The following is a 26594-nucleotide window of genomic DNA, read 5'->3' as shown; positions in this document are numbered from 1 at the left end:
TGTATGAGTGCCCATTTTTATTGACCTTAATCATTGTCTACTTTACAATTAACATATTGTATACAAATATGAGGAGTTGATTGGAATGAAATTTAATACAAAATGTGTTCACGGCAGTGGCAAGCCAGATAGTACTGGTGCAATTTCCCCTGCAATTTATATGTCTAGCACATTTTCTCATCCACAGTTGGGTGATACAACAGGTTACCAATATACGCGTGAGTCTAATCCGACGCGCGACCGCTTGGAACAATTGATAGCAGGCCTTGAAGAAGGTACGGATGCATTAGCATTCTCTTCTGGTATGGCCGCAGTGGATGCAGTATTCCATCTATTCTCCCCTGGAGACCATATCATCTTGGGCGATGACTTATATGGTGGCTCTATCCGTATGTTCACAAATATTTACGAACAAAATGGCATCGAGTTTACCTATGTAGGTACCTCTGATCTTGATGCGGTGAAAGCTGCTTTCAAACCGAATACAAAGGCTGTTTATATTGAAACGCCAACAAATCCTATGATGGAGATTACTGATATTCGCGCTCTCTGCGCGTTAGCCCATGAGCGTAATGCGCTTGTAATCATCGACAATACATTCTTGAGCCCATATTTCCAAAAACCTTTAACGTTGGGTGCAGATATTGTCGTTCATAGCGGTACAAAATTCATCGGTGGTCATCACGATGTAATTTCTGGTTTTACCATTGTAAAAGACGATGAATTGGCTGCGAAATTGCGCTTAATTTATAAAACTGTAGGCGCTTGTTTATCCGCTATGGATAGCTGGCTCGTAATTCGCGGCGTTAAAACATTGGCCCTTCGTATGGAGCAACACCAAAAGAATGCCATTGCTCTTGCTGAATGGCTCAAAACACAACCTAAGGTTACTAAAGTATTGTTCCCAGGTCTTCCTGAACATCCAGGCTATGAAGTCAATAAAGCCCAAACGACTGGCTTTGGTGGCATGTTATCTTTTGAAGTAGATAACGAGGAAACGGCTAAAACAGTATTGGAAGGCATTGAGCTAATTCAATTTGCTGAAAGTCTTGGTGGTACAGAGTCCTTGTTGACCTACCCTGTAACGCAAACACATCCAGATTTAAAACCAGAAGATGCTGAGCGTAAAGGTATTACACGTCGCTTATTGCGTCTATCTGTAGGTATTGAAGATACTGATGATTTGATTGCGGACTTGGAACAAGCTTTCAATAAATAAAGGAGTTCCTATGGGACAATATAATTTTGATCAAATTTTAGATAGAACCCACACAAAATCTTTAAAATACGATTTTGCTGTTAAACGCGGTAAACCAGCGGATGTGTTGCCATTCTGGGTGGCAGACATGGACTTTGAGGTTCCCCCTGAGTTAAAGCAAATCCTATTGGACCGCGTGAACCATGGCGTATTTGGTTATACCGAATCCGATGATGAATACTTTGAAGTGCTACAAAATTGGTTTACTATGCGCTTTAACTGGACGCCAGACCGAAAATGGCTCGTTAAAACTCCAGGTATCGTCTTTGCTTTGGCTATGGCTGTTCGCGCTTTCACCAAGGAAGGTGAAGGGGTACTTATCAATCAACCGGTGTATTATCCATTTAGCATGGTGATTGATGATAATGACCGTCGTCTCATCAATGTGCCATTAATCAAAGGCGAAGATAAGTACACCATTGATTTTGAGGGCATTGAACGGGCTATCGTTGAGGAAAATATAACATTATTTCTATTATGTAATCCCCATAATCCGGTAGGCCGCGTGTGGACTGAGGATGAGTTAAAACGACTTGGCGATATTTGTATTAAACATAATGTACTCATCGTAAGCGATGAAATCCACGCTGATTTTGTTTGGAAAGGGCATACTCATAAGGTCTTTGCTGACCTAGGTGAAAGCTATGCAGAGCATTGCATCGTATGTACTGCACCGAGCAAGACTTTCAACATCGCCGGCTTACAAGTAAGTAATATTTTCATTCCTAATGATTCCTTACGTCGTCGTTTTATTAAAGAAATCGACCGTGCTGGCTATAGCCAGCTAAATACGATGGGCATCGTTGGTTGTGAAGGGGCCTATAAAGTTGGTGCACCTTGGCTCGACGAGTTAAAAGAATATATTCAAGATAATATTCAATTCACCATCGACTATGTAGCAAACTATATGCCGAAGATTCATGTATATCGTCCAGAAGGGACGTATCTTATGTGGCTAGATTGCTCTAAGTTGCCATTAAGTCCTAAAGAACGTGATGAATGGATTATCAATGAAGCTAAATTGTGGCTTGATACTGGTTCCATGTTTGGCGTTGATGGGGAAGACTTTGAACGTATCAATGTAGCGTGTCCTCGTAAGGTATTAGAAGAAGGGCTCGAAGCTTGGCGACATGCCTACGAGGCTAGAGGCTTTTAATCAGATTAGTTAGATTATTTAGATTATTTAGATTATTTAGATTAGGTTATCAAATTGTTTAGTGTGTAGAGGTGATAATATGCCTATTAAAGTAATAAAAAATTTACCGGCCATAACGAAATTAGCTCAAGAGAATATTTTCGTAATGGATACAGAACGGGCGGAAAATCAACAAATCCGACCTTTGAATATTCTGTTAATCAATTTGATGCCTACTAAAGAGATTACAGAGACTCAAATTTTACGTGCTCTGAGTAATAGCCCGTTACAAGTTAATTTAACCTTAATACATACTGCATCTCGAAAAGCAAAAAATACAGATGAGCAGTATTTAGAAACTTTTTACCGTACCTTTGATGAGATAAAAGACCAGTTCTTTGATGGCATGATTATTACAGGGGCCCCTGTAGAGTTAATGCCTTTCGAAGAGGTGGATTATTGGCCTGAGCTAGTAGAAATTATGAATTGGGGCGAAGACCATGTATACTCTACGTTCTATATCTGTTGGGGCGCTCAAGCTGGTTTATATCATCACTTTGGTATTAATAAATGCATTATGGATGAAAAGCTATTTGGTGTGTATGAACATGATATCTACAATGATCGACCAGTACTCTTACGTGGCTTCGATGAAAAATTCTGGATGCCACATTCCCGTCACACCACAGTTTCCTTACAACAAATTAAGGAAAATCGCGATCTGGAACTCTTAGCGGGCTCTGACCCAACAGGTGCAGCTATTGTTCGTAGCTTAGACAATAAACATATCTTTGTATTTGGTCATGCCGAATACGATTGGGATACACTCAATCGTGAATATGAACGGGATATCAAAAAAGGTATGGATATTGCAGTTCCTGAAAATTATTTCCCTAACGACGATCCAAAACAACGTCCTATCGTACGCTGGCGTTCCGTAAGTACATTGTTATTTACAAACTGGTTAAATTATTATGTTTACCAAGAAACACCGTACATTATTGAACAAATTCAAAAAATGAAATTTGAACGCGATAAAAATTTAGGTGCCTATATCTAAACTATCGTATATAGCTATTGCCCCTAATTACTTCTGATAGTCTCTAAGATGAGCTAGTTAGTTAGAAGTAACTAGGGGCTTTTTGGTACCTTCATTTATAAAACTACTTAGCTCGATTGAGGGATTTGAAACTACTTGGTGGCTTTTAAAGTCCACCATAGCTTTAAGTTATGGATAAGTTCATATAAAAAATAGTAGACATAATTTTTAAAGCATAGTACTATACTGGGTATAAACAACGAACTAAATTCACAGTTAATATAAAGGAGTTGTCATAATGAGTAAACAATACAGATTTGAAACATTACAATTACATGCCGGTCAAACGGTAGATCCAACAGGTGCACGTGCAGTGCCTATTTACCAAACTACATCTTTCGTATTTAAAGACGCAGAAGAAGCAGCAGGTCGTTTTGCCTTAACTAATCCTGGTGGCATTTATTCCCGCCTTGGCAATCCTACTACAGATGTATTGGATGCTCGTGTGGCACAACTTGAAGGTGGTGCTGGTGGTATCGCAGTAGCATCTGGTTCCGCAGCGATTACATATTCTATCTTGAACGTAGCTAATGCGGGCGACAATATCGTAGCAGCTTCCACTTTGTACGGTGGTACTTACAACTTGTTCACAGCTACATTGCCACGTTTGGGTATTCACACTAAATTCGTAAATCCAGATAATTTGGAAGAATTCGAAGCAGCTATCGATGAAAACACTAAAGCTGTTTACATCGAGTCTATCGGTAACCCAGGTATCAACCTTATCGATGTACAAGCAGTAGCTGATATTGCACATAAACACAACATTATCTTGATCGTAGATAATACATTTGCATCTCCATACTTGTTCCGTCCATTAGAACATGGTGCTGACGTAGTTGTTCATTCTGCTACTAAATACCTTGGTGGTCATGGTACAACATTGGCTGGCGTAGTTGTAGAATCTGGTAAATTCGATTATAAAGGCTCTGGTAAATATCCTGGTTTCTCCGAAGGTGATGAACACTATAATGGTTTAGTATATGGTGATTTGCCAATTCCATTCACTGTAAAAATCCGCGCTCAATTGCTTCGTGATACTGGCGCATGCATTACTCCACTTGCATCTTGGCAAATCTTGCAAGGCATTGAAACATTGTCCTTGCGCGTAGAACGTCACGTTGAAAATACTCGTAAAGTAGTAGACTTCTTGACTAAACATCCTAAAGTGGCATGGGTAAGCTATCCAGAATTAGAAGACAGCAAATACAAAGCTTTGGCTGATAAATACTTCTCTAAAGGTGTTGGTGCTGTATTCACATTTGGCGTAAAAGGCGGAAAAGAAGCAGGTATTAAACTTGTTGATTCTTTAGAAATCTTCTCCAACTTGGCTAACGTAGCCGATGCTAAATCCCTTGTTATTCATCCAGCATCTACAACACATGCACAACTTAACGAAGAACAACAAAAATCTGCTGGCGTAACACCAGATATGATCCGTTTGTCCATCGGTCTTGAAAATGTAGATGACATCATCGAAGACTTAGCACAAGCTTTAGATAAAGCATAATCTCTCAAATCTCATTGGGAAAACTATAGAACTAACTTTCAGAACACACAAATGACATCCTTAAGCTAGACCTCGCTTAAGAAATAGAACAAAGAACTATCAAACCTATAAAACTTATACACAAGACCTCCCGATGGGAGGTCTTGTTGTTTCTAGATACTGTTTCGTTGTTACATAAAAAAAGACCTTGGATTCAATGATCCAAGGTCTTTTAAAGGGAGTATAGTGTGTGTAACGTTCGGTCTGTGGTGTGTGAACACAGACCATTTCCTATTGTGTGAGATAGGAGTTAGGGAGCCCGTGGTGAGTCCTACGGGCTCTTTGAGTTTGTGTGTTAGTTTGTGTTAGAGAGCGTATCCAGTGGATACTGTGTGTATAGTATGTGTGTTATATGTGTAGTGTGTCATCTAAGTGGGTTAGGATAGGGTTCACTTGATGAGTTTAAAATCTTAGTATTTTGTGTTTTTAACTTTAGCGCTTAAAACTTTACCGTTCATGCCATCAACTTTTACTTCAGCTTTTTTGCCGCCGCCAGTTGTCATGTCGAATTCGTATACAGCTCGGCCGTTTTCACGTTCAACAGTCCATTCCACAGTTTGGAAGTCAGCACCAACTTTTTCGATAGCTTTTGTTTCAGCTACTTCAGGGATGATGATGTTTTGAACGTTGATAGCTTTATTGCCTTTTGTGTAGCCTTTAACTTCTTTACCAACGATTTGACCAGTTGCTTCGTCTACTTTGATTTCTACTTCACGGTTGTTGTAGTAACCTTCTACTTCATAATAAGGGTTGTGTTTAGCGTCATAGGAAATAGATTTTACAGATGCGCCAGGGAATTGTTGTTGGAATACAGTAACAGCGCCCATGTAATCAACAGAATAGTTAGCTTGAGCGGATGGAGCTACGCTACCAATACCGTTCCAGTTGCTATGATGGTTGGCATGGTTGCTAGCTGCGCCAACTACACCTGCCAATAATACTGTACTAACGCCGAATGCACATAAAACTTTGGATACTTTCTTAACATTTTTCATAATGAATGCCTCCTGATACCAAATTATAAGTTTCGTTTTTTACGATTTTGTGAAAGTAGATTTTACTCAATCTACTTACGTATAATTTAATCTTGTTATATGAATAAAAGATGAAATTAATGCTTTTTTGTATGAAGATGAGTATATCTTTTAGTTATTATGAACTGTTGACAATAACTATAAGGTATAGTCAAAAAGATAAAAAGTCTTAAAAATATAGTATTTATAGTTATATATAGTATTAGACTACATAGTTAACTAAAAGTCAATAATTGAAGTTGACAATTAAAAATACAAGTGCTTTAATTTAGGTAAGTAGTAGTTTGTTATTGTCTTATTAATGGAGGTATACCATGAGTTCTACCGTATCGAAACAAACTCGAATTACCACCCGTCAGCTAACAATGACTGCACTATTTGTGGCTTTGATCGCCGTAGGTGCTTTCATACGGGTACCATTACCTAACTGTCCGTTTACATTGCAGATTTTATTTACCACATTGGCGGGCATTGTCTTAGGTAGTCGTTTAGGCGCTGCTAGCGTAGGTATTTATATTGTACTGGGCCTTATCGGCGTACCTATCTTCACCTCTGGCGGCGGTCCTGGTTATATTTTGCAACCTACTTTTGGCTATTTGATTGGCTTTATGGTTGGTGCTTATGTTGTGGGGCGTATTGCTGAATCGATGGATACCTTATCCTTTAAACGATTATTAGTGGGTTCTATATTAAATCTATTAATTGTATATGGCCTTGGTATGGTCTATCTATACTTCATTATGAACTTGTATTTAGGTAAACCAATTGGCGTTGAAGCTGTTATTATTACGTGCTTCTTAATTCCAGTAGGTCCAGATATTTTCCTATGTGCTGTAGCAGCATCTTTGGGTAAACGAATCGTTAAAGAACTACATCACTAATACAATGCGTTTATTGTGATATCTTAATTGTACAGATATTCTAATTAAATAGATATGATTATTAGCATACAGCTTGTATCTCTAAATTTACTTAAAAGTATGGAATGTAAGATCTATGTATAACTTAATCATTCTTATTAAAAACGAGGCATATAGCCTCGTTTTTATTTGCTTAATTCTGTTTTATGGATATACATAACCTAAAATTGGTTCTGCAGATTTAATTTTTGTAATTTCTACATATGGTTGTTGACGACCGTGGAAGTCTCGAGTAGATACTTTGCCTTCGATAGATACCCATTGTTCATTTTGCAAGCTGTCTCCATCTGTTTTGTATGCAGTCATGCCGATAGGGGCTACGTCAGCGATACAGCAAGCCATCGCCATGCGAGAAATAGTAAATTCGTTAGATTTTAATGTATTATCTTCACGATTTACATAGCCTGTCATATATACAGTGTAATCTTTATATTGCTCTGCATTAGATCCGACTTTTACAATGGTTTGATAGAAATTATCGGAGTTTAAAACGATTTCTTTTTTCTCTTTAGAAATGCCCGGTTCTTTGCTTTCACTATTAACCGTAATAACCTCACCAATAGCGTCGTTTGTAAAGTCAAAGTTGTTGGTATCGTCATTTACGCGAACGGCACCGTGAACACCTGTAGATGGAACGAGTACGGGTGGAACGATGAGCAATACAATAGGGATAATAATAGGAACCACAGATTTCCAATTGTGTTTGTAATATCTTGATGGAGCCCAAATAATCGTCGCTAGACCGCCTAAGATGAGGGCCACGCTACTAATTCCGAGTAAAAGCTCGTAACGCGGTGCGATATAGTTTAAATAACGACCTGTCACGATAAGGTACACACAACAAATACCTAATGTGAGATACAGCAAGCCTTTCACGATGGAAAAGCGATCTTTTAGTCTTAATGTCATGAAATCATCTCCTTTTGTAATCATTAGCTTAAAAGAAATTGATATACTAGAGCCGCTAGATAGGACATAACGGCAATGGTTATGCTTAGTCGCACAATAAATGCGGTAGGCATATATTGTTTTAATATATACACATTTTTGATGTCTAACATAGGCCCTAAAATGAGGAAGCCCATAACTGAACTAATCGGGAAGAGGGTGCTTAAGGACTTGCCGATGATAGCATCCGATGTAGAACAAATAGAGAAGAAGAAGGCTAATACTAATAAGATTGGAATGGCGGCGAAGTCTGGTAATGCAAAACCTGCCTGAAGTAGCCATGGTTTGCCATATACTTGGACTACAGATAATACGCCAGCTGCCATGGAGAAATAGAATAAGAGTTGGGAAAACTCTTTTTCCATATGGATTAACAGCCGTTTCTTATCAATATGCTTAGATTTAGCTGATTCTAAGACGATTTCTTCATAGCTAAGGCCCTGAGGCGTTCTTACTTTCATCGTAGATGTAGATAGAGGCCAGAATCGGAAGGATAGAGCCACTAATAAAGCCACACCTAGGCCTAAAACAATACGCCACAGGGAAAGCATAGGATTGTCTGGGAACGCGTACCACGTAGAGAGTATAGTAACGGGATTGATGATTGGACTAGCAAGCATAAATAGGAGTGCTACAGATAGAGGAATACCTCTATCTACGAGTGCCTTAAATAGAGGAATGATAGCACAATCGCAAATAGGTAATGCAAAACCACTAATCATAGCAGCACCATAGCTTTTCCAAGAGTGATCGCCCAAGAGTTTTAATAACACTTTTTGTGGTACGAAGTAGCGAATGATCGTTGAGCCCACGGTTCCTAGTAGGAGGAACGGAATTGCTTCGATAACGAGGCCTGTAATAATAGCAAAGCTGTGGTGTATGGAATAAGGAATATCGTGTCGAAAGGCAGTAACTAATAGTATATACGTGGTAATACCGATAACTAATAGATTAGGGATTAGGCCCCATGTTGAATTTCGACATAATTGCTCTACCTTTTCAGGGCTAGGCTGTGTAACAATCTTTGCTTCGCCGTTGTAGGTGCGCAATAAAGCGTGATGTGTAGGCGTTTCAGTGATAATACAGTCTGCACTATACAATTGACTTGCTACATCATTTCCTAAACCTGGTAATATGGTTGATACAAATTGATCTGTACAAATGTATAAGACCTTTTCTATTTGTAATAGATGGCTCAGTTTTTCACTATATAACAAGGTTTCCAATTGGTGAAAGCCGAGCATGCCGTTCCACTCAATCCAAATTTCTTTGGGGTTGACTCGCTCTATATAGTTTGCGATTTCACTAGCTATAGTGTCGTAAGAGGATGGATTCGTAGGGCTGATAGTACTCAATGTATCTGCATCGAGCTGTAACGGCTTTTTTATAAGCTCTACACTACCTTCTTCGGCACTAATAAGTGCTGTACCACCTAGTTTTTTTCGGTGTTGTACTTGTTCGTTAATGAAGGTGCTTTTTCCAGAGCCAATGAAGCCTGTAACGATATAAACAGGTATCATGATTGACACACTTCGTTATGCACCATTGGTACATTAAAATCTGTGCCGATAACGACTAAGCTATAATCGGTAGACTCAGTAGGTGTAAGGGAACAGTAATGTGTGCCATACTGAAGTTCGTGAGGTCCTTCTGTAGTTGGTACAATACCTTTTGCACGAAGTACTGTATCTGGCATGCCTTCTAATATGGTTTTCCATTGTACGAGGCTGAGAGTGCGCAAATCTTTAAAGGTATGACTCATAAATAGATGTTCATCATGCAAGCAGTTGTCGTCGTGACAATGATAGAGTCGTTTGATGTAGTCCCGCAGGGAAAGGGTATCCCATGCTTCTTCATGGATTGGCGTATTAGGTGCAAGGTCACGAATCATACGTTTTGTAATACTTGTTTGTTGAATATCCTCTGTATGGCTCAAGAAGATCGCATCGCTATGGGTAATTTGATCTTTAAAGAAGAGCCCAAAGTTTTTGATAAACATAGGTGCCTGCATTGCATCAACGGTCGTAACTGAAGCGTGTACATAGGCGGATTTTGCAATTTCTTCATCCTTACAAGTATGGATGATTTCACTTAATTTGCTGACACCAGATGGCTCGATATAGATAACATCAATTTCGTAATTTTGTAGAATATCGAGCAATGCTTGTTGAAAGTTGCCTTGCAAGCTGCAACAAATACAGCCAGATGTAACTTCACGAACGGTAGCACCTGATTTAGCGAGATTTACCGCATCGAGGCTGGTTTCGCCAAAATCATTTTCTATGATGAGAATTTTATCTGTAGATTTATGTTCTTTTAGTATATGTTGTAGGAATGTTGTTTTCCCAGATCCGAGAAATCCGGATATGATAACTATTGGAATCATATACACCTCCTGAGTAATGTAAACACAGTATACACCCATAGGATAACACAGAAAATACTCCCTGGGGTATATATAAAATTACGCATATATCAGGAATTAACTGACTTTTTTATAATTTATGGGATATATACTTTATATGAGTATACTGGCAAGTATAGTTGATATTCATAATTATTTGTAAATAAAAGGCATATGCCTTATGTAATATATATGAAAACATACTCCTATTTGGATAAATATTTATTTACATATTTTGATAAATTTATAAAAATCCCTCCTATAGATTATTCAGTGAGGGGAGCTCAACTGGATGTCCTATAGGAGGGATGGAGAGAGACTATATTATTGTAATTTTTCTAACAATGCTTTGAGGTATATATACACATTCTCTACAGATGGTAAGTGGACGCGTTCTGTTGGCGTATGTGGGCTTACGATTGTAGGACCAAAGCTGATCATTTGTGTATTTGGCAATATGCCTTTCAATAAACCACATTCAAGACCAGCGTGAACAGCATTAACATTGGCTGGTGTCTCAAACATTTCGTTATGTAAGGAAATCGCTTGCTCTTCTAATTTAGAGCCTTTGTCGTATTCCCATGCAGGGTAGCCTCCTGTGCGCTCTGCAGATACACCAAGAGCTTTAGCAAGAAGCATCATTTTCTTAGCCAAGAATTCAAGGCTATTGCTGTTGGAGCTGCGGATAGAAATTAGTATTTCTAGTGTATGTGCATTTTCACGAACAATAGCGATATTGTTAGATGTTTCTACAAGGTTTGGAATGGATTTACTTACAGAGTGAACCCCATCTTGTGCAAGATAGATATACGTGATGAGTGCTTCTGTTGTGTCATCTGCGTATACTACTTCTGGAGTCGCTACATCTTCCACTACGAATTTGAGATCTGGGTCTGCGACTTCATATTCATGTTGGTATTGTTTTTCTTGGTATGCAAGTAATGCTTTAATGGCTGCCACATCTTCGGAGCGCACAGATAAAACAGCTACAGATTTAGATGGAATAGCATTATGCTTAATGCCACCTTCGAAAGATGCCAAGCTTACAGGATATTGTTGTTGAATATCATAGAGTACGCGAGTTAATACTTGGTTGGAGTTTGCTCGCTGCTCGTTGATTTCGATACCAGAGTGACCACCTTTAAGGCCAGTTACAGTGATGGACAAGCCCGCATCATAGCCTGGTTGGTTGTTATCGCGTAACAATGGAATGTTTACATGTACGTGGCAACCGCCAGCGCAGCTAACAGTAAAATCATGTTCAACCTCTGTATCAAGATTGAGGAGGTAATCACCAGTTACTTGACCTTGTTTAAGGGCAAAAGCACCGTCCATACCTGTTTCTTCATTAGTGGTGAACAATAATTGCATAGGGCCATGTTGTTGGCTTTCATCCTCGAGGATAGCGAGCATCATAGCAGCGCCCATACCATTGTCGGCACCTAAAGTGGTGTGATCAGCACGCATCCATTCGCCTTCGATGATATTAGCAATTGGATCTTTAGAGAAGTCATGGTTAGAAGCATGATCTTTTACACATACCATGTCAATATGACCTTGAATGATGATACTTGGGCGGCTTTCGTAGCCTGGGGATGCATCCTTCTTGATAACTACATTTAAGATCTCGTCTTGATGAGCTTCAAGACCTAGATTTTTAGCAAAGTTTACGATGTAATCACTAATGCCTTTTTCATTGCCAGATTCGCGAGGAATTTGGCTCATTTCTTTAAAAATTTCTAATACGCGTTTTGCTTGAACGATTGTTTCCATAATGGTACCTTTCATTCTCTTGTAAATCATATATGTATTATCTAATAAAAGCCTTTATAACAAGTGCTATACAAGAAGGGCTTAAGTGAATGATTACTTCACTTAGATTGCTTGTTTTAGCCTCTTATAGTAACGATTTTCACAGACATACATAGGGAATATATAAATAATTAGTTTATATATATAGTTATATCACAAGAATGATTATTAGCATAGCTAATGCAGAGACTAGCTATATAGGAATTATATTGTATAATGATTGTATACGATTAACGATTTAATAAATCCATTCGATTTTAGAAGGTTGGTGAACTAATGCAACATGACAGTCGCAATATCAGTATGCTTATGGATTTTTATGAGATGACCATGGCACACGGCTACTTTACGAAACAAGAAAAAATGGATCGCGTCGCATTTGACGTTTTCTTTAGACGCAATCCAGACAAGGGTGGCTTCGCCATTTTTGGTGGTCTCGAGCAAATCGTTGAGTACATTTTGAATTTACATTTTGATGAACGTGACATTGCTTATTTGCGCGACCAAGGCATTTTTAGCGATGAATTTTTAGCCTATTTAAAAGATTTCTCCTTCACAGGCGACGTGTACGCATTCCCTGAAGGCTCTATTATTTATCCTAATGAACCGGTTATTACTATCGTAGCACCTCTCATAGACGCACAAATCGTAGAAACTGCAGTGCTTACTATGATGAACCATCAATCCTTAATTGCTACAAAAGCTAACCGTATTGTTCGTGCCGCAGATGGCCGAGTGGTAGCCGATTTTGGGGCTCGTCGAGCTCATAATGTGGATGCTGCTGTATATGGTGCGCGCGCTGCTTATATTGGCGGTGTAGGCTCTACTGCAACGGTATTAGCGGGACAACAGTTTGGTATTCCTGTGAGCGGCACTATGGCCCATAGTTGGGTTATGTATTACGGCTCTGAATACGATGCTTTCAAGGCTTATGCTGAGGTATATCCAGATAATGCTGTATTCCTTGTAGATACTTATGATGTATTAAATTCTGGTGTACCAAATGCTATTCAGGTTGCTAAAGATGTATTAGAACCTATGGGTAAACGCTTAAAAGGTATTCGCCTTGACTCTGGTGACCTTGCGTATTTGGCTAAAAAAGCACGTCGCATGCTAGATGATGCAGGATTAGAAGATTGTAAAATTATGGCTTCCAATAGCCTTGATGAATATACGATAAAATCTCTCCTCCTTCAAGGTGGTCCTATCGATATCTTTGGGGTAGGTGAAAGACTCATCACCTCTAAGAGTGATCCTGTATTTGGCGCTGTATATAAGATTGCAAGCATCGAGAAAGATGGTAAATGGGAACCTCGTATTAAGATTTCTGAGGCCGTTGAAAAAATTACAAATCCAGGTCTTAAAAAGGTGTACCGCGTATACAATGAAAAAGGTCGTGCCATTGCAGACTTAATGACTTTGCTGCGTGAGGTACCTGATACAGAGGAGCCATATCGCTATATTAACCCTGAGCAACCTTGGCGTGAATTATACTTTGAAAACTGTACTTTTAAAGAAATGAAACAGCTCATCATCAAGGACGGTAAATTAATTAAAGAGTTACCAACCCTTGAGGAAATTCGCCAATATGTTAAAGACCAATTGGCTAATGAAATTTGGCCCGAAGAACAACGTTTTGAAAATCCTCATCGTCATTACCTTGATATGAGCCCAAGCTACTATCAATTGAAACTTGATTTATTGAACCGTATTTATCGGAAAAAATAGGAGGGCTTATGTTAGAAAATCCACAAGCTATAAAGGATGCCCTCATTCAATGGATTCGAGATTACTTTAGTCAAAATGGCCCCACTTGTAGTGCCGTTGTTGGTATCTCAGGAGGTAAGGACTCAACTATTGTAGCCGCTCTTTGCAAAGAAGCCTTAGGGGCAGATAGAGTAGTAGGTGTGCTCATGCCTAACGGTGTTCAATCCGATATCGACGATGCCAAGGCTGTAGTAGAGCATTTAGGTATTCCTCATATAACGGTTAATATTGGTGCTGCTTACGAAGCCTTAACGCAAGCTATTGTTCAAGGTGAAGGCTATGACGTTGTAACGGGTAGAAACGATTTGTCTCGAGATGCAGCTATTAATACGCCGCCTCGATTACGAATGGCGACACTCTATGCAGTGGGACAAAACTTGCCGAACGGCGCTCGCGTAGCTAATACTTGTAATGGCTCGGAAGATTACGTTGGATATTCTACAAAATTTGGTGATAGTGCAGGTGATTTTAGTCCTCTTGCACGACTCGTTGTAGAAGAGGTACGTCAAATTGGTAAGCTTTTAGATATTCCCGCATATTTAGTAGATAAGATTCCTAGCGATGGTCTTAGTGGTCAGTCTGATGAAGATAAACTAGGCTTTACTTATGCTATGTTGGACCACTATATTAGAACTGGCGAAATTGAAGATTTAGCAACGAAGGAACGTATTGATCGGTTGAACCGCATCAATAAACATAAATTAGAAATGATGCCGTCCTTTAATCCAAATATTTAACAACATTAATTGCTTTATATTTATATAGTGGAGGTAATATGGAGAACAAAATCGCTTTGATAGGTACTGGTGGAACGATTGCAGGGCAAGGTGCTTCTGATACAGATTTGACAGGTTACACAGCAGGCGTACTTGGACTCGATGAAATCTTAGCCTCTGTACCTGGCACAGAACCATATGGCCCATATACATATATTCAGTTTAGTAATATTGAAAGCTCCGATATTACTGTAAAACACTGGTTAGACTTGTCTAAGCTAGTGCAACAATTAGTTGATCAAGATGATATTGGCGGTGTTGTTATTACTCATGGTACTGATAGTATGGAGGAAACAGCATATTTCCTTAATCTTACTGTACATACTGATAAGCCAATTGTCGTTACTGGTTCTATGAGACCAGCCGGTGCTATTAGTGCAGATGGTCCTATTAACCTATTACAAGCTATTCAAGTGGCAAGAACTCCTGAAACTGCAGGCAAAGGTGTAGTAGTCGTTTTAAATGGTTATATTGATGGTGCACGTGATGTGTCTAAATGTAATACGACAAATGTAGCGACCTTTGATAGTCCCTTAGTAGGACATCTTGGCATCGTACAAGATGGAATAGCTCATTACTATAAAGCTTCCACTCGTTGTCATACTAAAGATTCTGAGTTTGATGTGAGGGATCTAAAAGAATTGCCACGGGTAGTGCTTTTAACTTGCTATGGTGGTATGGATGATATGGTGCCTATGAGTGTGGTTGCTACAAATCCAGATGGTTTGATTTTAACTGGTCTCGGTCATGGCACAATTCCACAAAATGTACGCCAAATTACTCAGAATACGAAATTCCCAACGGTACGTGCTTCTCGTACGGGCAGTGGTATGGTATCTGCGGTTCCTCAAGATACATTGGCAGGGTATCTGGTAAGTGACACTTTGAGTCCACAAAAGGCTCGTATCCTATTAATGTTAGGTCTTACAAGAACTAAAAATCTTAAAAAGTTACAACAATTCTTCTATAAATATTAATGGATTGATGAATAGACAAATGAATATCTAAAGTAGCTATTTATAGTTGAAGAAATGGTCTACTATAACTAGCCTTAATATAATTATTTAGTGAAATTGAAATAGAATCTCAAAATTTAATTTGATATTCATTTTCAACTGTTATATTGTGTATAACAGTTTTATATGCAATAAACCGCACATCCCGATCGCCTAGGATGTGCGGTTTTCATTTGAGTATTATCTTTTTTCTTATAAGCAGTATATTAAATGATATATTAAGTGAGCAATGGATCCAATGATATATCGTTTCATCCAATAATATATCGTTTGTAGAGCCTGTGATATATTTATTCCGCGTCGATAGCATTTTCTAATGCTCTTTGTACGCCTACATAAACTGCTTTTGCTAAGGTGTCCCCAAACAAGGAGAAGGTGCCTGCGTCGGTTAAGACGTCACCATTTGTATCGATGGTGAGAATGACGCCATCTGTAGAGGTACCAGTAGCAGTGGTGTTGCGTTCTTTTGTGAGCGCATCAGGAATATCCTCGTTCATAAATGGATAGAGTTTCACACTTTCAGCGCCCCAATCTTGGAGGGCTGCAGTTTTAGCCTCTGTAATGGTCATCATAGCTTTCACCATGGCGCTGTCAGTTAAGGCCTTATTCGTAAAGACGAGGATATTGATTGTGCCAGGCGTTACAAACGCTCCGTCCCGTTCTTCATAGCAATACCCTGTGCCTGCACGATGGGCTGTTTTTTCGTACCCTGCAGTAACGATAGTCTCTACGATAGTATCTTTCTCCTCGACCTTAGCATAGGCGTGTAGTGTCATTGTAGCAGATGTGAGAAGCGCTGTACTAAAATGGACTGGCGTATCGATTTGCTCGAACTCTTGTGCTAAATAGTTGGCTACCGAGCCACCTGGTAAATCTTTTTCTGTTTCGATTTGATATGTTAATTGTTGGTTGCGCACGGCGAGTGTGTGGTGATAACCACCGTTTAATTGTCCGCTAGACAGAGAATAGTGAATATCGTCAAAGTGCACTGTAACGGAGTGTAGCTCCTTGGTTATATAGCCACCTGTAGCAAGCTCCTGTGGTGCTTCATATGGATTGTTTAACATGTAAGTCTCCCTAGATTTAGATTGTTATATGTGTAATATAACGATATAATAACTTTACTATATCGTTGTAAAATATATTTATTAAATTATAGCATATATGGTTATGATGACCATATTAATAGATGCGTTCAATCATTTATGTAGTTTTATTATTGGAGGTTTAATATGGGTAATATTTTTTATTCTGCATCAGAAATACTGTTTAAAGATGCGAATGTATTGATTCAATTTCGAGATTGGTTCTTTTCTCAAGCTGGCAATATATTATTAGCTCTTATTATATTTTGGGTAGGTCGTTATGCTATTAAATGGGTAAAAGCCTTTGCTGTACGTATTATGACTAAGGCCTCTTATGACTCTGCTGCGATGAGCTTTATTACGCAGATCATCAATTATACATTGCTAGTAGGTCTAATATTGATTTGCTTAAATCAAATTGGTGTTCCTACTACATCCTTTGTAGCAGCCTTTGGTGCCTTTGGTTTAGGTATTGGTTTGGCCTTACAAAGCAACTTATCCAACTTGGCATCAGGCTTATTAATTCTTATATTTAAGCCTTTTAGAGCAGGTCATGTTATTCAAGTTGGAGATACTATAGGTAGTGTTAAGTCTATTCAATTTATGTATACTATTATCACTACTAAAGATCAAAGAAATGTGTATATACCAAACTCTATCCTTACTTCCCAAGCTATAACTAATATTGCTTATACTCACGAAAGAATTATCCCGTTCGTCTTTGATATTGGTTATAACAATAATCATCATGAAGCAATTAAAATCTTAAAAAATATTTTTGCTGCTGATAAACGTGTACTCAATCCTAAAAATATGGAAATTGGTATTTCTGAATTTGGCGATAACTCTGTACGCATAGCTGCCTATGCACGCGTTAAGTCGAAAGACTTCTTAGATGTGCAATATGGAATTATGTCTGATGTAAAAGATGCGTTCGATAAATATGGTATCGATATTCCATACCCTCAACGTGTTGTATATCTTCAAAATGTAGATAACTCTACTGGTGAAATTAAGGGAACTAAGAAAAAAGCAACAGGAACGAATGTTGCCATTGATGATAGTCAAGAAAGTTAAATATAATGTAGAAAGTGAGATATATGATATCTTTAACAGCGAATTTGTTTACGATGTGGAAGAGAATTATTTTCATGATAGCCTTTATAGGGGCTACTTTACTGGGGTCTAGTATCTCCTATGCGGCATATATTGCACCGCCATCTACGGTCGGTGAGGCGGTAGTCCTCATTGATGCGGACACAAAGGAAATTTTATTTGCTAAAAATCCTGACAAATGGATGCACCCAGCGAGTACTACAAAAATGGTTACCTTGTTAACGGCACTAGAGCTTAAAGGTACTCAACTTGATGAATTAGCTACTATTAGTAGTTATGCAACGAGCATGGAAGAATCTAATTTAGGCGTTCGTGTAGGCGATCAAATTACATTAGAAGCTGTTCTCGAAGGCATGATGGTTGCTAGCGGTAATGATGCGGCCGTTGTAGTAGCAGAAAATGTAAGTGGCTCTGTAGAGAAATTTGGTAAAGATATGACTCGTATTGCTGCTAAAGCAGGCGCAAAGAATAGTGTGTTCCTAAATCCACATGGATTAACTCAAATGGGGCACCACTCTACGGCTCGTGACTTGGCGATGATTGCTGCGTATGGTATGAAATACCAAATGTTCCGCGATAAGGTTGCTAATGATTACTATAAGGTGCCATACCAAAATCGTGCACCTGTAACAATTCGTACAACGAATCACTTCATTCGCAATAAATATCCTGGTGCCAATGGTTTGAAAACAGGCTTTACGAATGCGGCAGGGGAATGTTTAATTGCATCTGCTACGCGTAATGGTCATACTATGATTGTAGTTTTGCTTAATGATGATAATCGTTGGGACGAAGCTGTACAATTCCTTGATTATGGTTTTAAACTTCGTGGAGTTATTTAGGGGAACTATTGTGTAATGGGGGTTATATGAGTTCGTTTTTTGCCTTTTTAAAACGCATGCGCTTTATTAATCGATGGAGCCTTATGCGCAATACAGAAACAGAAAATATTCAAGAGCATAGCCTTGAAGTGGCTATGGTAGCTCATAACTTGGCAGCTCTGAAGAACGAATACTTCGGTGGCAATATAGATATTAATAAAGTAGCGGTTATTGCCATGTACCATGAGGTGAGTGAAATCTTTACAGGCGATATGCCAACACCTATTAAGTACTTTGATCCAAAATTACGTGAGCTTTATGGTGAAGTTGAATCCTTGGCACAAGAGAAAATGTTGTCTACTTTGCCAGAGCGTTTACAAGGGATATATAAGCCTTTCATTGTAGATGCTGAAGAAAGTGAAGAGTGGCCTATCGTAAAGGCAGCAGATACGATTTCAGCGTATATGAAGTGTGTGAACGAACTGAAGGCAGGAAACGACGAGTTTAAAGAAGCACATGACTCCATATTAGTAAAACTAAAAGCTCTCAACATGCCCGAGGTAGATATGTTCCTTGAAACCTATATGCCAGCCCTTGGTAAGAGCTTAGATGAGCTAAACTATTACGAAATCAAATAGTAATTAAAAAAGAGACGACCTTGGTCGTCTCTTTTTATTCTGTAAAAATATCAAATCTCCTACGTGTGTGACTATTAGTGGCATATCAAATAATCATTATACTTCGTAATTTCTTGTATTTATACTTTAGTGTAGGAGGTAGTTAGATGTTGTTCTGCTCATCTCTCTCGTTCGAGGAGGTGAGACTATGAGTGATTTTGAAATATTGTCCCTAGTGGTAAGCATCATCAGCTTATTATTCACTTGTGGCGCATTCGTAGTGCTTATTTGCCGTAAAAACGAAAAATAGCCATAACATCTTAATAGACGTCACAGCCATTTTACATCTCAAATAAAGTTTTAGAGATGAGCTGGACGTTCCTAGGCATCTAGCTATCTCTGTTATATTATTATAAGTTTTTGCTAAACAGATGTCAAAGCCTGTAAAGCTTACAAAGATATTATAAAGCATAACAAATTATAATATCTATTTTTCTTCAATAATATTTTGGTTTCTCATTAATATTTTCTTCCCCCGCCATGAGAAGGCGCGCTGTCCGTATTTAGCTTTGAATTCTTTGTTCGTTAGTGAATCTAATTCATCTATATCAATGTACGGTTCTACTGATTGGAATTCAGGAATTGGTGTGGTAGGAATATCTTTGTTGTGCGGGCACACTTCTTGGCACACGTCACAGCCAAATACAAGAGGAGTTTTAGCTATGATATGCTCCTCCTCCGAAGTAAGCTCTCCTTTTTTCTGAGTTAAGTAACTTTTACAGGTATCGAATTTAAACTTATCATGCCCTAAGCATTGACCTAAACAGGCAGTAATACAGCGATTACATTCCATGCAGGATTGAGTTAGTGGAGTATTAGGTTCTAGTTCTAAGGTTGTTAAAATCGTTCCAATCATCACATAAGAACCCCATTTAGGGCTGATGAAGCAATTATTTTTGCCATAAAAGCCAAGGCCCGCTAAGTATGCCATGTAACGATCGGCTAAAGGGGAGGTGTCACAATGAATAGAGAACTGTGCGTCTGTATTCATTATTTGTAATTTTTCAATAAGCTTTTTTAAATATTCATTGATGACTAGATGGTAATCTGTGGCCCATGTATAGCGGGATAAATTTGAAGGAGATTTATGCTCTACATAGTATGGAAAAAGACAGACAATAGCACTTTTAGGTGTAAAAAGAGTTGTTCCTAATAGTCTTTCCTCTACATTGGCAGCCGTAAAGGGGCATGGATTGCTTTCATATAAAATAGACTTTGCATTCTCAGGTAGTGGCCAAGATGTGATACCAAACTCATAAATATTCAGTTCTTTGCAGATTTCTTGTAAATTTATATATTTCATCGTAGATTTCATAGCGAATTATTGGTACAATAAAAGTATAAGAAATGTGAGGAATTTCTATAGATTTTAATGAGTTCCTTCTAGGTTTGTAGTTCGATGATATTTGCATTTTTATGGTTATCATCTAAGTTCTATTAGTATTAGTATACCATTGAGAGGACAGATTATGTTAGCATTTATGAAAGTATTACAACCGAAGACGGTGGAAGAGGCTTATGAATTAGCCACAAAAAACAAAACTGCTCCAATGCTAGCTGGCGGTTGCTGGTTGCGTTTAGGTCGACGCACATGGCCATCAGTGATCGATATGGCAAGCCTTGATTTGCGTTATGTTCGTGAAGAGGAGAACGAGTTTGTAATTGGCGCTATGGCGACACAAGGAGATGTGGAACGTTTTGAGCCATTACAACAATTCTGCGGTGGTTCCGTAGTTAAAGGCGTTAAGGAAATCCTTGGCGTTCAATTCCGTAATACAGCTACTATGGGCGGCTCTGTAGCTAGTAGATTCGGCTTCTCCGATATCATTCCTGCATTGTTGGCAGTCCATGCAGACATCGTTACCTTTAAAGGTGGTCGCATGTCCATGCAAGACTATATGACGTATAGAGAACGTGATATTCTCATGGAAATTCGCATTCCTAAAGTAGATGTGCCTGTAGCTGTGGAAGCACTTCGCATTTCTCGTGGCGATTTCCCAGTGTTGACAGGTGCTCTTCGCCGTGATGACAAAGGCGTTGAAGTGTACATCGGTACAAGACCTGGCGTGCCTCAATTAGCAGAAAAAGCAAGTGCTTTGCTTTCAGAAAAAGGATTATCTGCAGCAAAAGAAGCAGGTCAATTGGCATCTGAAGAATTAGTTTATCAATCTAACTCCCATGCGTCTAAAGAATACCGCATGGAAATGGTGAAAGCAATGGTTCAACGCTTAGCTAAGGAGGTGGCACAATAATGGAACTCGTACTTAATATTAATAATAAAAATGTAACTGTTAATGTGCCAACTGATGAAATGTTATTGGATACATTGCGTAATCTTGGTTACTATAGCGTACGTTGTGGCTGTGACACAACAAACTGTGGCCTTTGCACTGTATGGGTAGATGACGAAATTATCTTGTCTTGTGCATATCCTACATTCCGTGCACCTGGTCATAAAATCACTACATTAGAAGGCTTGCAAGAAGAGGCTGAATTATTAGCGGCTTGTATTGCTAGCGAAGGCGCTGACCAATGTGGCTTCTGTACAACTGGCATGATGATGAGTGCTATCAACTTGAAACGTAAAAATCCAAAGGCTAGTGATGATGAGATTCGTGAATACCTGATCGGTAACTTGTGCCGTTGTACTGGCTATGAATCACAACTTCGAGGGGTTCGTAAATTCTTAGAAGGAGGCCTAAAATAATGAATAAGCACATTGGTAAATCTTATGACAAGGTTGACTCTAAAGGTATTTTGACGGGTAAACCGTCTTATACTGGCGATTTTGTTCCAAAAGATGCGCTCGTTATTAAGGTTCTTCGTAGTCCTCATGCACAGGCGCGCATTAAATCAATCGATACATCTAAAGCTAAATTGATTCCTGGCGTAGAAGCAATCTTTACACATGAAGATGTGCCTAATACTCGTTTTACATTGGCTGGTCAAACCTATCCAGAGCCATCTGCTTATGATGCGCTTATCTTAGACCCTGTAGTTCGCTATGTAGGCGATGAAGTGGCTCTTGTTGTTGCAAAAGATGAAGCTACAGCACTTAAAGCGATGCCTCTTATCAAGGTTGAATACGAAGTACAAAAACCTGTACTCGATATGCATACGGCTATCGACCATGAAACAGTAGTCCATCCTGAAGATGATATTCATAATAATATCCCTGTAGGTCAAGATTATAAACGCAATATTTGCGTATCTTATCATAAACGAGTAGGCGATATTGAAGCTGAACTTGCAAAATGTGATTATATAGTAGATGGCACTTACTTTGACCAGGCTACACGCCAAACAGCAATGGAACCATTCCAAAGTTATGGTTACGTTGATGCATTGGGCCGCGTAGTTATCGTATCTTCCACACAAATCGTATTCCATGTACGCCGTCATATTGCGCGTGCATTAGGAATTCCAGCTACAAAGGTTCGCGTAATCAAACCTCGTATCGGCGGTGGTTTCGGTTCTAAACAAACGGCTTGTACAGAAATTATGACAGCTTTTGTGGCGTGGACATTGAAGAAACCTTGTTACCTCTTATACGATCGTACGGAAGCTCAAACTTGCTCTACTACACGTCATGCTCGTGAATGGAAAATCCGTGTAGGTGCTACAAAAGATGGAATTATCAAAGTAATTGATATGGACTCCATTACTGATGCAGGTGCTCATGCAACTCACTGTTTCACTACTACTACAGCTGGTGAGCATAAGTCCATTCCTTTATACAATAAAGCGACAGCTATCCACTACGGTACAGAAGGCGTATACATGAACCATACACCAGGCGGTGCATTCCGTGGTTATGGTGCTACAGAAGCGCTATGGCCATTAGAGTGTGCTGTTAATAATTTGGCGGATAAAATGGGCGTTGACCCTGCTGAATTGCGTCAAAAGAACTTGATTGCTCAAGGTGAACAAAGCTTGGTATACGCTCCAGATGAATACCTTGACTCTGGTCTATTCCAAGATACAGTAAACCGCGTAAAAGAAATGGCTCGTTGGGATGAGCGCCCTCATTCTTGGGATATTGACGAACGTTATCGCGGCGGCCTTGGCATGGCATTAGCGTTACAAGGTTCTGGTGTTGCTAACATTGACGTAGCATCTGTAGAAATTCGTCTTGGCGATGATGGTAACTACACATTGTATACTGGCTCTTCCGATATGGGTATGGGTGCTAATACTGTATTGACTCAAATGGCTTGTGAAATCATTGGCTGTCCTATGGAATACATGACTGTTGTTGAATCTGATACAGACATCGTACCATTTGATCCAGGTTCCTATGCATCTAGTACAACATACGTAACTGGTACGGCGGCGAAAATGGCTGCTGAAGAATTACGCACTAAGATTATTGCTAAGTTTGCTCAATTCTTCGATACGGATATAGAAAATATCGACTTTGATGGCGTTGTAGCTACCACAAAAGATGGTTCTCAAACTATGGATATCCATCAATTAGCTCCAAAATTATTAGTAGGCGTTAATGCAGAACAATTGTCTGGTTTCGCTACATGGGGCAGTCATACGTCTCCACCTCCATTCATGGCAACTATTGCAGAGGTAAAAGTAGACAAACAAACTGGCAAGGTTATTCCGCTTCATACATATTCCTGCATCGATTGCGGTACTGTTATTAATCCTAAATTGGCTCGTGTTCAAGTTGAAGGTGGCGTAGTACAAGCTATCGGCATGGCGTTGTATGAAGATATACGCTATTCTAATAATGGTCGCTTAGAGACTAATAACCTTATGACTTATAAAATTCCAACCCGTCAAGATATTGGCGAGTTACATGTAGACTTTGTAGAGTCTTATGAGCCGACAGGCGGATTTGGTGCCAAATCTATTGGTGAAGTTGTTATTAATACGGCTAGTCCAGCTATTCAGCATGCTATTAAAAATGCAGTTGGTGCGGACGTTCGTACATTACCTATGACACCTGAGAAGGTATTTGTGGCTATGGACGAGAAATATAAAGTATAGAGATTTCTATTTACTTTTCCTTTCTAAGGAGGCCTGGTTTTATGACATCACAAACATCCTATTGGAATCGATTGATTCAGCCGGGAATCGTGGCCCTTGTTGGGGCAGGCGGTAAAACGACTGTGCTTTCAAAATTAGTAGAATATGGAAGGCTGAAAGGTCAGCCCATCGTAGTTACAACTACGACTCGACTCTATGAATCTCAAGTGGCTCATTATGAACCGATTTATACTCGAAATATTAATGAAGCTGATGAATATTGTACTGATCGTATTTTGCGTGGATATTGTGGTGCGTGGTTCTCTGGCATTACAGGAACAAAAGTGGACTCCTTAGATTGTGATCTTATCGATGGTTTAGCAAAATTGCATCCGAACTGGCAAATTGTAGTGGAAGCAGATGGGGCAAAGGAAAAATGGCTTAAGGCGCCTAAGACGACTGAGCCAGTCATCCCATCTCTCACAAAGACTACGATTGGTCTTGTGAATTTACAAATGTTAGGAGCGCCGCTTGATGATGAGCACGTGCATAACATCGAGCTCGTTCAAGATATTGTGAAACGCGATATGGGTGCCATTGTAACGCCACGCATGTTGGCTGATCTTGTGCTCCATAAACAAGGTTTATTCCAATACAGTAAAGGTAAAAAAATTCTGTTCTGTACTGGTTATGAAACGGTGCAACATCGTATCATTGATGATTTTATTGATCATATTGTGGATAGCGATATTTCTGCTATCATCTTAGCTGATGGATATAAAGCAAGTTGCGAAATCCGTCGCATCATTCAATGTCGGTAGGTACTCATGACTAATGTGAAAGCAAATTGTAATGCCGCTTTCAGTACAATGAGAGACCCCATAGACCGTCGTCCTTTGCATATTGGCATTGTCCTCCTCGTAGGAGGACAAGCCAAACGCATGGGATGTAATAAGCAGCTCTTGCCCTGGCGTGGCAAGACTGTTCTAGATGCGGTCTGTGGGGCTCTTCAATGTGGATGGGGTGGTTCGGTAGTACCTGCGATGTCATGTAAACTACCTTTTGTGGCGGTTACTGGTGATGATCATGAAAAACTAGAACCTATTGTCACATCCTATGGTTTTGAAGCGATTCGAAATGAGCATCCTGAGCTAGGACAAGGTGTGTCCATAGCGATGGGGGTACGTCATTTAGTAGAAACATCGCCTATACCGTTAGACGGTATTCTTTGTTCAGTAGGGGATCAACCTCTTCTGACGAATACTGTCGTACATGAGGTCATTAGTGCATTTAGTGAAAACTTTCATCAGAAAGCTATCGTTGTCCCACATTATGGGGAGAACTATCAATCGGGAAATCCCGTTCTCTTTGGTTCTCATTGGTTTGATTTTTTACAACAGATCCAAGGGGATCAAGGCGGTAAGACCATCATTCGTGGTGATGGCAAGGATTATGTCTTGAAATTATGGATTCGTGACGATATTGGTGACGATATCGACACACCCGATGATTTTGAGCGTTTAAAACATCGTGAAAGTGAGGCATTATGAAACCATTAGTGCTCATGCGTGGAGGCGGAGATATCGCTTCCGGCGCTGTATATAGATTGAAACGGGCGGGCTATCCCGTGGTTATTAGTGAAATTGCGATTCCTACTATGATTCGCCGAGAAGTATGTTACGGCAATGCCGTTCATCGTGGTGAAATGGTTTTGGAACGCTTTGTAGCCCGTCATGTTGCCCTTAGTGAAGTGAAAGATACTTTGGCACAAGGGATAATTCCCGTTGTGACTAGTTCATACGAAGAGTTATTAGATACACTGAAACCAGCTGTTGTAGTAGATGGTATTTTAAGTAAGAAGAATCTAGGTACAAAACGTGATGATGCAGAGCTTGTCATCGGTGTTGGGCCTGGGTTTACCGCAGGGGACGATGTAGATGTAGTCATCGAAACAATGCGTGGTCATTCCTTAGGTCGCTGTATCTATGATGGCCCTGCTCAGCCGAATACAGGTATTCCTGGCAATGTAGGTGGCTATACTCATGAACGTGTAATACACTCGCCAAAGGCTGGTCTATTTACGGCAAAGCGTCATATTGGTGATTCTGTACAGGCTAATGAGGTTATTGGTTATGTCGATGATGAACCAGTACGGGCAAAAATTACAGGTATTCTTAGAGGCATTCTAAAGAGTGGA

General features: G+C 39.4%; 24 protein-coding genes. 17 read left to right on the top strand and 7 right to left on the bottom strand.

Features of this window, described 5'->3' with window-relative positions:
• Window positions 1-85: 85 nt before the first annotated feature.
• The 4 genes from RYM16_RS04495 (at window position 86) to RYM16_RS04480 (ending at window position 5002) form a co-directional block, all read left to right on the top strand.
• Window positions 86-1219 (top strand): PLP-dependent aspartate aminotransferase family protein, encoded by a 1134-nt coding sequence (locus tag RYM16_RS04495; RefSeq protein WP_314982564.1) that lies wholly within the window; start codon window positions 86-88, stop codon window positions 1217-1219.
• Between the two features lie 10 nt (window positions 1220-1229).
• Window positions 1230-2414, top strand: coding sequence for a MalY/PatB family protein (locus RYM16_RS04490; RefSeq protein WP_314982561.1), 1185 nt, complete (start codon window positions 1230-1232; stop codon window positions 2412-2414).
• Between the two features lie 79 nt (window positions 2415-2493).
• On the top strand, window positions 2494-3453 hold the full coding sequence (gene metA, locus RYM16_RS04485) for a homoserine O-succinyltransferase (protein ID WP_314982559.1): 960 nt from the start codon (window positions 2494-2496) through the stop codon (window positions 3451-3453).
• Between the two features lie 277 nt (window positions 3454-3730).
• Window positions 3731-5002 carry an O-acetylhomoserine aminocarboxypropyltransferase/cysteine synthase family protein gene (locus RYM16_RS04480; protein ID WP_314982557.1) on the top strand — a complete coding sequence of 424 codons (1272 nt, stop codon included), beginning with the start codon at window positions 3731-3733 and terminating at the stop codon, window positions 5000-5002.
• A 449-nt stretch (window positions 5003-5451) separates the two neighbouring features.
• Here RYM16_RS04480 and RYM16_RS04475 read toward each other — a convergent pair whose 3' ends face one another.
• Window positions 5452-6036: a PepSY domain-containing protein gene (locus tag RYM16_RS04475; protein ID WP_314982556.1), complete on the bottom strand. Its 585-nt coding sequence runs from the start codon at window positions 6034-6036 to the stop codon at window positions 5452-5454.
• A 353-nt stretch (window positions 6037-6389) separates the two neighbouring features.
• Here RYM16_RS04475 and RYM16_RS04470 point away from each other — a divergent pair, with 353 nt between their 5' ends.
• A complete protein-coding gene (locus tag RYM16_RS04470) occupies window positions 6390-6956 on the top strand; it encodes a biotin transporter BioY (RefSeq protein WP_273298700.1) in 567 nt (188 codons plus the stop codon).
• Between the two features lie 183 nt (window positions 6957-7139).
• On the opposite strand, the gene RYM16_RS04465 is transcribed toward RYM16_RS04470, so the two are convergent.
• The 4 genes from RYM16_RS04465 to RYM16_RS04450 all read right to left on the bottom strand — a co-directional run bounded on the left by RYM16_RS04465 (window position 7140) and on the right by RYM16_RS04450 (window position 12120).
• A complete protein-coding gene (locus tag RYM16_RS04465) occupies window positions 7140-7904 on the bottom strand; it encodes a TIGR03943 family putative permease subunit (RefSeq protein ID WP_273298701.1) in 765 nt (254 codons plus the stop codon).
• A 23-nt stretch (window positions 7905-7927) separates the two neighbouring features.
• On the bottom strand, window positions 7928-9463 hold the full coding sequence (locus RYM16_RS04460) for a permease (protein WP_314982554.1): 1536 nt from the start codon (window positions 9461-9463) through the stop codon (window positions 7928-7930).
• Window positions 9460-10329, bottom strand: coding sequence for a GTP-binding protein (locus RYM16_RS04455; protein ID WP_314358421.1), 870 nt, complete (start codon window positions 10327-10329; stop codon window positions 9460-9462). The genes RYM16_RS04460 and RYM16_RS04455 overlap by 4 nt, the downstream gene beginning before the upstream one ends.
• Window positions 10330-10671: 342 nt before the next feature.
• Window positions 10672-12120, bottom strand: coding sequence for an aminoacyl-histidine dipeptidase (locus RYM16_RS04450; RefSeq protein WP_314982577.1), 1449 nt, complete (start codon window positions 12118-12120; stop codon window positions 10672-10674).
• Window positions 12121-12435: 315 nt separating this feature from the next.
• Here RYM16_RS04450 and RYM16_RS04445 point away from each other — a divergent pair, with 315 nt between their 5' ends.
• The 3 genes from RYM16_RS04445 to RYM16_RS04435 are packed head-to-tail and all read left to right on the top strand — an operon-like array spanning window position 12436 to window position 15679.
• Window positions 12436-13887 carry a nicotinate phosphoribosyltransferase gene (locus tag RYM16_RS04445; protein ID WP_314982552.1) on the top strand — a complete coding sequence of 484 codons (1452 nt, stop codon included), beginning with the start codon at window positions 12436-12438 and terminating at the stop codon, window positions 13885-13887.
• Between the two features lie 8 nt (window positions 13888-13895).
• A complete protein-coding gene (nadE, locus tag RYM16_RS04440; RefSeq protein WP_009352127.1) occupies window positions 13896-14663 on the top strand; it encodes an NAD(+) synthase in 768 nt (255 codons plus the stop codon).
• A 38-nt stretch (window positions 14664-14701) separates the two neighbouring features.
• On the top strand, window positions 14702-15679 hold the full coding sequence (locus RYM16_RS04435) for an asparaginase (RefSeq protein WP_009352004.1): 978 nt from the start codon (window positions 14702-14704) through the stop codon (window positions 15677-15679).
• Window positions 15680-16008: 329 nt separating this feature from the next.
• On the opposite strand, the gene RYM16_RS04430 is transcribed toward RYM16_RS04435, so the two are convergent.
• Entirely contained in the window at window positions 16009-16785 is a 777-nt protein-coding gene (locus RYM16_RS04430) for an adenosylcobinamide amidohydrolase (protein ID WP_009351950.1), read from the bottom strand.
• Window positions 16786-16950: 165 nt separating this feature from the next.
• Here RYM16_RS04430 and RYM16_RS04425 point away from each other — a divergent pair, with 165 nt between their 5' ends.
• From RYM16_RS04425 to yfbR, 3 genes are read left to right on the top strand one after another with little or no spacing between them, the layout of a single operon-like run.
• Entirely contained in the window at window positions 16951-17880 is a 930-nt protein-coding gene (locus tag RYM16_RS04425) for a mechanosensitive ion channel family protein (RefSeq protein ID WP_009352206.1), read from the top strand.
• Window positions 17881-17903: 23 nt separating this feature from the next.
• Window positions 17904-18761: a D-alanyl-D-alanine carboxypeptidase family protein gene (locus tag RYM16_RS04420; protein ID WP_274204601.1), complete on the top strand. Its 858-nt coding sequence runs from the start codon at window positions 17904-17906 to the stop codon at window positions 18759-18761.
• Between the two features lie 26 nt (window positions 18762-18787).
• Complete coding sequence (yfbR, locus tag RYM16_RS04415; protein ID WP_314982550.1) at window positions 18788-19378, top strand: 5'-deoxynucleotidase; 591 nt, start codon at window positions 18788-18790, stop codon at window positions 19376-19378.
• Window positions 19379-19844: 466 nt separating this feature from the next.
• Here the strand turns inward: yfbR and RYM16_RS04410 are convergent, their stop codons facing one another.
• The gene (locus RYM16_RS04410; RefSeq protein WP_314982576.1) at window positions 19845-20720 is read right to left on the bottom strand and encodes a QueG-associated DUF1730 domain-containing protein; all 876 of its coding nucleotides are present in this window, start codon (window positions 20718-20720) and stop codon (window positions 19845-19847) included.
• A gap of 166 nt (window positions 20721-20886) precedes the next feature.
• Between RYM16_RS04410 and RYM16_RS04405 the strand changes: the two genes are divergently transcribed.
• From RYM16_RS04405 to yqeB, 6 genes are all read left to right on the top strand, one after another.
• The gene (locus tag RYM16_RS04405; RefSeq protein WP_314982549.1) at window positions 20887-21669 is read left to right on the top strand and encodes an FAD binding domain-containing protein; all 783 of its coding nucleotides are present in this window, start codon (window positions 20887-20889) and stop codon (window positions 21667-21669) included.
• A complete protein-coding gene (locus RYM16_RS04400) occupies window positions 21669-22124 on the top strand; it encodes a (2Fe-2S)-binding protein (RefSeq protein ID WP_024065760.1) in 456 nt (151 codons plus the stop codon). The genes RYM16_RS04405 and RYM16_RS04400 overlap by 1 nt, the downstream gene beginning before the upstream one ends.
• Window positions 22124-24418 carry a xanthine dehydrogenase family protein molybdopterin-binding subunit gene (locus RYM16_RS04395; RefSeq protein WP_287515517.1) on the top strand — a complete coding sequence of 765 codons (2295 nt, stop codon included), beginning with the start codon at window positions 22124-22126 and terminating at the stop codon, window positions 24416-24418. Before RYM16_RS04400 ends, RYM16_RS04395 begins: the two co-directional genes overlap by 1 nt.
• Window positions 24419-24459: 41 nt before the next feature.
• The gene (gene yqeC, locus RYM16_RS04390; RefSeq protein WP_298632922.1) at window positions 24460-25218 is read left to right on the top strand and encodes a selenium cofactor biosynthesis protein YqeC; all 759 of its coding nucleotides are present in this window, start codon (window positions 24460-24462) and stop codon (window positions 25216-25218) included.
• A gap of 6 nt (window positions 25219-25224) precedes the next feature.
• Entirely contained in the window at window positions 25225-25947 is a 723-nt protein-coding gene (locus RYM16_RS04385) for a nucleotidyltransferase family protein (protein ID WP_314982547.1), read from the top strand.
• A partial coding sequence (gene yqeB, locus RYM16_RS04380) for a selenium-dependent molybdenum cofactor biosynthesis protein YqeB (RefSeq protein WP_314982545.1) occupies window positions 25944-26594 on the top strand: 651 nt, incomplete at its 3' end. The genes RYM16_RS04385 and yqeB, both read left to right, overlap by 4 nt.

The organism is uncultured Veillonella sp. (assembly GCF_963524655.1).
In the GTDB taxonomy this organism is placed as follows: Bacteria; Bacillota; Negativicutes; order Veillonellales; family Veillonellaceae; genus Veillonella.
This window is presented reverse-complemented; position numbering and strand designations above follow the sequence as displayed.